5 protein-coding genes are annotated in these 8,433 nt (G+C 44.0%); all 5 read right to left on the reverse strand.

The window, feature by feature from the left end; all coding sequences use genetic code 11:
* On the reverse strand, nucleotides 1–1,588 hold a 1,588-nt coding region (locus D8Y20_RS13135), incomplete at its 3' end, for a GMC family oxidoreductase (protein ID WP_147434099.1).
* Between the two features lie 2 nt (nucleotides 1,589–1,590).
* Entirely contained in the window at nucleotides 1,591–2,148 is a 558-nt protein-coding gene (locus D8Y20_RS13140; RefSeq protein WP_121544173.1) for a sugar dehydrogenase complex small subunit, read from the reverse strand.
* A gap of 1 nt (nucleotide 2,149) precedes the next feature.
* Entirely contained in the window at nucleotides 2,150–4,753 is a 2,604-nt protein-coding gene (locus D8Y20_RS13145) for a cellulose synthase subunit BcsC-related outer membrane protein (protein ID WP_161957650.1), read from the reverse strand.
* Between the two features lie 209 nt (nucleotides 4,754–4,962).
* A complete protein-coding gene (locus D8Y20_RS13150) occupies nucleotides 4,963–6,012 on the reverse strand; it encodes a glycosyl hydrolase family 8 (protein WP_121544175.1) in 1,050 nt (349 codons plus the stop codon).
* Between the two features lie 2 nt (nucleotides 6,013–6,014).
* Nucleotides 6,015–8,433 (reverse strand): cellulose biosynthesis cyclic di-GMP-binding regulatory protein BcsB (locus D8Y20_RS13155; RefSeq protein WP_147434102.1); only part of this gene is annotated, 2,419 nt, incomplete at its 5' end.

Here is an 8,433-nt window from a genome sequence, read left to right on the forward strand (position 1 = left end):
ATTTATGCAGCAGATAATCTGCCAGGCGCAAACTCAAAGCGGCAATTGTTAATGTTGGATTCGCCGTACCCATAGCAGGAAAAACACTGCCTCCGGCTATAAATAGATTAGGGTGATCATGACTCTGACAATGAATATCTACTACACTCTTCTTTGGACTTTGCCCCATACGTGTCGTGCCGCTGGGATGATGCGATGAAAGCGATGTTGAGGTCTTGATATGCTGTCCGTCCATCTGACGAATCAATCTGCGCACATACGCAGACCAGTGCTTCACGCCACGTTGGCTATAAGCACTCAGAGTATAATCAATCGTTGGTAAGGGTAGCCCTAAAGGATCCACCCTTTTTGTATCAAGTTGCACGCGATTATGATGATCGGGTAACTGCTCGATCTCTGCGCCAATTTGACCTTGATAGATAGCCTGTTTTTTTAATTTCTCAAGAGTGTCTATCCAGTTTTTATCATTTTCGAGCAATTGCGCTGCTTCTTGATGAATATTCAAATCATTTCCAAGAAAAAATTTTGCCGCAGCATAATGCTTACGAAAACGCCCATCACGACCGGACAATATAGTACTCACACTCTGAGGCCCACGACCAAGATAGAGTGGTTCGGGCATTGTAAACTTGCTTACAAAAATAGTATGATCCATCAGATTACAACCAACCTGACCCGAACTGTTAGCCAGCCCGTCAGGAGCTGAATCAGATCCCGACATCAATAACAGTCGCGCTGTTTCAATGCTGTTGCAAGCCAGTACAAACCTGCGTGCAGTAATATGATGCGTCGAGCCATCGGCACGCTTGTAGTGCGCAGTTGTAATGTTTCGTTTTTCATCGACATCAAAACGATAAACCACAGCAGGAGCCAATAATCGTGCGCCCGCAGATACAGCTTTCGCTACATCCACATCAGCACTGTATGCAGCTCCAATCGGACATAATGGTGTGCATGTGTTATTGCCTCGACAAGCCGGACGTCCATCATAGTCCCGGCTGTTTCTCGCCGCAGGCAATGCTGCAACCTTCACACCGGACTTGCTCAACCGGGAACCTATAAGCTTATCTCCATAGGTCATGGGTATCGCTGGCATAGGGTATGGTTCACTGCGCGGAGAGCCGTGATCATTCTCACTATCTCCTGCAACACCAAGAGCTTGTTCTGCCTGCACATAATAAGGTTCCAGCTCATCATAACAGATCGGCCAGTCTTCACCCTTTCCATAGCGACTACGCAATTCAAAATCAGACGGAAGGAAACGCGGGGTGATACCTGTCCAGTGCCAGGTTGATCCACCTACGCCCTTTAAAAAGCTGGGTTGATAGTTCGGGTTACCTTGACCCGCAAAATATGCCGGATCGGCTGGTGTAGTGGTCCAATGGGCTTGTTGATAAGGCGCCGTAAGAGTTCTATTCCAGCTGTTTTGATAACGCTGCACTGCATCTTCGCGCTGCCATGTTTCACCAGCTTCAAGAATAGTTACCTTAAGCCCGCTTCTAGCCAATTGTCTGGCAACGAGCGCACCTGCGACTCCCGAGCCAACGACCACAACATCAGTATCAAAAACAATGTTTTTATCAGGCATTACTAAGCGGCCTCATGCATAAGCGGAGCTTCACTCCAGTAACCGAATGCTTGATCTGACATGCCCGGTGTGGGGCGTAAGTCATGAAAAGCTTCATGCATTAAGGCATGTTCATAACTGATCATTTTGTTGCCCGATTGATGATAGTAGATGCCGGTAATCCATGTGGTTAAAAAATGTCCAAAGAACCAGTGCTCGCCCTTATCAAGCCTTGCAAGCACATGATTCTGATCTGACACTCCGGATAGCTTATCATCGACACGTTTTAAATGATCCATGCCCCATGGCTCTTGACGAAAAACCTCATACAACTGCTCAAGCATTTCAGGATTTAAATCCTGATAGCCCGTTAACAGTTGTGACATACGCTTAAATGCCAGTCTGGCTGAAACATCAGCTTCAATGACAGGAGTCGCCAGTACCGGCGCACTATATAACGGGCATAAAGGCAGCAGCAATGCTGCAGCAACTGCCTGCAGCACATTGCGTCTATCCTGTGATATTGCATCATTATTTGCTTGCAAGCTCAACGGCTTATCCTGATGCTTCTCAGTGCCCATTTTAATACAGTGGATTCAACCCATAAGCAGGGAAATCTTTACGCAATAGCTTGAGACCACGGTCACCAAAGTGATATTTCAAGCTCACCATAAATGAGCGTTCCATCACAGCACGCTGTGGTCCAACAAGTGGAACCAGTGACCAGCTACGAGCCTGTTTGAACTCACCCTGTAAACGCCAGCGATCGGCTAGTGCCAAGATCACTGAAATATCATATTGATAGTGATATTCAGTATTTCTTTGCCCCAGATAAGTATTGGGAAGCACGACTGTGCCTGCATTATTGGTTAGAGGAAAATAAAGCTCTGCACTTCTATTGATAGTCTGCTTACCAAACGACGCATCTGCTTTAACCAACCAGCGTTTGCCTGTTTCTGTCATCATAGATGTAGCAATACCCCAATCCAGTAAATACTGTGGACTGAAATAATCGCCATGGCCAATGGTATAATGGTTCTGATTCATATCCGATTTTTCCCATCGCGTGTATGGCCCAACTGAAAAATAATTAAAACCGGGTACAGCAATATTATAATTCAAACCACCATAGGCACCCATATGGGTATTATCGACTACATTATGGCCCCGTCGCGACTCTACAAGTGCATTGCCACTTACTGAGAAATTATGTTGTAAAGCCTGATACCCAGTTAAGCTAACGCCGTTCCTGGATACTTGACCCCATTTCTGAATACCCTGATAAGGATCAGTCATACCCAAATAAGAGATCATAGTTTCCCGCAACGGTTGCCGATATGCCTCAACTTGAACACTTCTACCATCAAATTTTCGCTCATAACCCAGTTTGAATTTGAAATCGTTTTTGATTGCACTTTTCACCACAACCTGCCCGACTTCTCCATAGACCGTACCTTCATCTTCATGCCGCATTCCAATCGACCATTCAAAGCCTGAATGACGGGTTCTAGGGGTTGGAATAGCATAGGCTACCTGCCCTGGAACTACAGTCATTGTGCCTACATTGAAGCCTGGATCAGCAGGTAATAAAGGATTTAGTGGCTCAGCAAAAGCACCTGCTCCAGCATCGAGATTTAAATGCTCAATACGGATATTCAATTCATTCACTCCGTCAATCACATCACGACCTTCCAGTATCTCTTTGCGTAGCACCATCCGTGAAAAGATCGGTGCACCCTGCAAAAATTTAGCCATATATGCTGCCCGAACATATGGTTTATCTATATTCTTCAGGCTATCTGAATAGTCCGGATCATTTTCATACACAACCAGAAACTGCTCTCTATTATACAGTGCATCATTTCTTTCATCTTTAACAAGAGCAAGGAATCGGCCACCAAATTCATCGGACAATGATCTGAGCCTCTTTTTATCACCCAAACGGTTGGCACTGTAATAAAGACCTCGCGCAACGACATCATCTTGCTTCATGCGATAAAGAGATTCGAATGTATCTGTAGCAACAGCATAATTTCCATAGTGAAAATTAGACCAGCCATACATATTCATTTCGGCCATCGTTAATGGACGAATCTTCTTCAAATCATTCAACAACTGTAATGCTTCGCTATATTTTTTCTGCGTCAACGCATTACCAGCAAGAATTGGAAGCACATCATCCATCAAGCCGGCCTTAATGATGATTTTCTTTTTAGCTTTGACCAACGTATCCAAATCTGAAAACAGTTTCAAGCGAGCCAGGCAAAACAATTTACCACGTAATGCATCCGGGTTTTCTGTTTTCTTATAGGAATAGTTAAACTCCTTCAGTGCCTTATCATACTTCTTACCCTTAAAGTATGCCCAACCAACAATTTCTGCAGCCAGAGGATCATTGTGTTTCCTGACAAGGGGATCCAACTTGTCTGCATACCTTTCCACCATGTCCATCTTATTTTTATCCGATGCAGTCTGAAGACGCTGTAAAAGCATTTTGTATCTTAGTACTTCACGGCGTTGATATTCTTTTCCAGTGTATTTCAGTTTCAACTCTTTTTGAACACGAAGTTGCCAGCTTCGTGAAGGTAAAACGCCCAGAGCATGCTCAAGTGCCGACACCTTTTGAATATTATTACATTTTTTCAAAATTCGATCATACGTTGCAAGTGATTCTGATCTCTTTCCGGAACGCATTTGCCCTTCAGCCAAAAATAGTGCCCAGCCTAGGCGATCACAACCAAAGGTTTGCGGTGAACGTTTATAGAGATCAAGAGCTACTTTATAATCACCCTTTTTCTGTGCTGCAGCCAATTTATCATCTGCTGCAACCAGCTTCATTAAATCCAGCAAACCTCCAGGTGCTTCCCAGTTCGCATCTTTTTGCTGATTATCAGCAATTTGCTGTTTTAATGCCTTAAATTCACCTGCTGTATAAAGGTTCCATAATTTATCACTACCATCACCCTTCAATGCAGGCTGTTCCAACTGCGGCACCGCCGACTCAGCAGCTTGTTCAATAATCTCTGAATCTGACATTAGCGCTTCATTACTTGCCTCAACGCTAGCTTTATTGCCAGTAATCGGTGTATTTACAGCAGCCTCTATAGCCGTATCTACTTTTTCTTTAGAGACTATAACCTTTTCTTTAGCCGGCGTTGCTACAGATGATGGTGCCTTTGTACTCATAGAACTATGAGACGGGTTATTATCTCTGATGATGCCTTTCTGTCTCTGCCGCTGAACTGAGATATTTGATTGGCTTTTCTTTGTGGTCGTACTCAACATCCCGGAATTTTGTTGTAGCTGTATATTTTCTGCTGCCTCAATGACAGACACTGAACTCATCAAAGCACTCGTAAATAGTGCACATGACAGACTCATCATCATAATTATTCTCACTGGCCCTTCTCCATTGACGCCAGCTGACTGATCAATAACAGCGTGGCTTGATAATATTCTGGTGTTTCCCAACTCATCACAGGCTTTTTATCTGACCAATCACCATCTTGATCATCTATTAGTGCAGCCACAGCCTGAATGCCCTGCACTTTGTCCGCCATATGTACATTTGTATCATCCAAACTAGCCCATTCCGGCCATGCACTAGCACCTGTAAATTGTTGCCAAAAGTGCGCCGAACGCAAAACAGCCGGATGATCCATATACCCTGCCCAGGCAAGATAAAGCGGGATACGTACAGCATCCAGTCCAAACCGTTTAGGAAATTGCAGGGCCGGATACAATGTTTCACCCGCAATGATCCAATCAGAAGGTAATTTCCAGGCTCCAAACAAGGCTTCACCACTAAGTTTCAAACCACTGCTGATCAGACCCGGCCAAGCAGCTTCATCAGGCTCCACCTGTTTAAACTTCTCCAGAGCAGGATATACCCAATATGACAGGTTAATAATCGCCCCTTCATCCTTCATAAAACCTTCCACACCTGGCAATAACAACATACGACCATGTTGATATTTAACCAGGTGCTGCCTGATGTCATGCAGCAGTAAACGGGCCGCAGCATCGTATTTTTTCTCATTCCATCGTTCAGCTGCCCGCAATAGAGCCCATGCAACCAAAATATCCCCATCGCTGGCATTGTTGAAATCAGTAACATGAGGCATAGAGGGCTGCCAGCGCCAGGCTAGCAGGTGATCTTTATCTCGAACCTGCAAATGTTGCTGGGTCCATTGCCAAATCGCATCAAAACTCTTGCGATCAGCATTGGCCTCAGCCAATAACATCCCCATTCCCTGGCCTTCAGAATGACGAATACTGTCATTGGCAACATCAACAATTGAACTACCTTCATTAAGAAAGTGTGCTTTATATTGCTTCCACAGATCACTCTGACCGGAACCTTGAGAGCACCCCGTCTGCATCAGCATCAGCATCAATGCCCATATTGCATAGCGTGCTGGATAAGTTGCACCAGCAATAGACACACTCAACTTCTGCTATCGTGATGTAGTATTATCAATCGACGTGTTAGCCACGTCAGCATTAGAGCTAGCATAAATACAGCAAGAAGAAGCAGTACAGGTGATGTAATCGCATAATAGGCTACTTTACCCAGTATCGACAATGACCCTGTATGATATTCATCCGACAGCTTCATATAATGACTGTTATCAATTCCCACACCACTGGCAAGATTCCATACAACCACATCACCGGCAAGAGACTGCCATACAGTAGAACCAACAAGCTGTTCAGCTGTCTTTTGCAGTTCATTGTTATCAAAGGCAGTTAACAAGGTGATACTTGAACCAGATTCCCATGGAGATTCAAATTGGCTCAATAGACCATATCCTTTCATACTCAAAAACTGCAGATCAGATGAAGCATTTACTTTCCGAACAAATGCATCGATGACTTGCTCAAAACCCACGGCAGCGGTTAATGCGTTATGAGGGACGCCCTGTAATGTTCGTGAATCAGTTACAGGAAACAGCAATCCACCTTCAGAACGGGTAAAGGGAGATGCATCCCATAATTTTGTAGGAATTTCATCAAGAGAACCAATCAACAGAATGCTTTGCGTAGCGTTCAGTGTGTCTTCAGAGGTAAGTGTTATTTCTGGAACCGTTCGCTCTTGCAATTGCGTAAATTTTGATACAAGAGTAAGGGCTGCAGAATAATGACTGTCATCCTTAGCAGCTACAGCAATAAGGGAAGGATTGTGCTCTACATAAGGATAGCCCGTCTTTTGCAGCATCATTAAATCAGGCAAACGTGCATATTGATTCATTTCAGGCACACGTACAATCGAGTCATCATAGAAAGAGACTTTTATGTTTTTAAGCAAGGTATCACTATTTTTAGCGGCCTCACTCGGGACAATATTTGTCTCTAAACGTACAACATTGCTCCCCATTTTAAATGAACGCAGGGGAAGTTTGACTCTATAGTCTTCAATCAATAAACCCTTTGGATCATCAATGGCAATTGAGCGTTGAAAAGCTCCATTAAGCAAGATGGTCAACATGGATCCTTGCCCCATTCCTGCGGTGTATGAAAAGTGAAGATTTAGTTCAACATTATTATCCTGGGTAGCAAACAGATCAGCAGGCATCTTTAATTTAAGATCAACATAGTCGCCAGCTTTTTTCATTTCGGCATTGTGAATACCTAACTGACCGAAGTTATATCGCATCATAGGATTTAATACGCTAAAATCACCCGGCTTAGTCTGGGGGGCTACTACAGCCCGATCAAGCTCTCCAAATGACACATTACTCTGATCGGCCAGATTCAGTTTCATTTTGGCAAAATGCCTGGCTGAGTTCAATACATTTGATTCTTCACTACCAGTAATGATCAAAATATAACTGCCCGGATCTATCGGATGGCGCTTCAACAACACCTGCTCCTTGGCAATGGATGAATCGATTACTCCTTTACCCAGAATGTCATCCAACTCTTTATACGTACCAATTAACACGCCATCTGCATCAGCAAATGGTGTGTACAATTGAGCGAGATCACCCTTCCCTGCTGGATCACGAGCCCACTGTGCACTCATTGTAGTCACTTTTAAGGGCAATCCATCAGTCAACATCGCGATTCCCTGTACAGTATTTGAAGCGGCATTGAGTAGAGTATCCGATGGTTGCGGGCTTGCGATCATGATTGAGAGAGGATAATTACCATTCCACTTTGCTCCCCTAATAAAGCCCGGCAGGAGTGAAAATCGCGGATCAATTTCTTTCGTTTTCGATGCTAAGCTCATAGTAGATTGCTGCGCATCTATTTCCGCCCATAGCTCGGAACCAGTCGAGGTTGAACCATGTGGAGTGTATAAACTACTTTCAATTCTAATTTTATTATAGCCCGCATGAATTTCATTGAGCGGAATATTCAAATCCACAACACCTTCCGGATAATCGGGATCAAGCTGAACTTGTCCGACCATGTGATCATTAAAGCGAAAGCGTAACTGAGACCTGGCTTTAGCCAGAGATAGTGAGTTGGAAAAAACAAGATGCAATTTAATTGATTCTACGTTTGTGCGCTCAGAAATAGGGATGATTGCTTCAAGCTCGTCATTGGAGCCAAGTAATCGGGCAACATTTCTAACTGGTGATAAGAAGGAGGAGAGTGGTAAAATATCTTCCCTATCTTGCGCTTTCAGATACTGGACTTCTTGAGAACGTTTAATCTTATCTTCTGCCATTTTTTGCTCTGCACCCATGCTTTTCGCTTCTGCAAGATGCTTGCTATCCGCTTGCTTTTTAATTTCTGCAAGACGTGTGGCTTCAGCTAGTTCTTTAGCATTTGCAGCTATCTTCGCATCAGCTAATTTTTTAGCCTCACCAGCATTCTTGTCCTCAGCTAACTTTTTAGCTTCTGCAGCTGTTTTCGCA

The sequence above is a fragment of the Mariprofundus sp. EBB-1 genome (genome assembly GCF_003665155.1).
In the GTDB taxonomy this organism is placed as follows: Bacteria; Pseudomonadota; Zetaproteobacteria; order Mariprofundales; family Mariprofundaceae; genus Mariprofundus.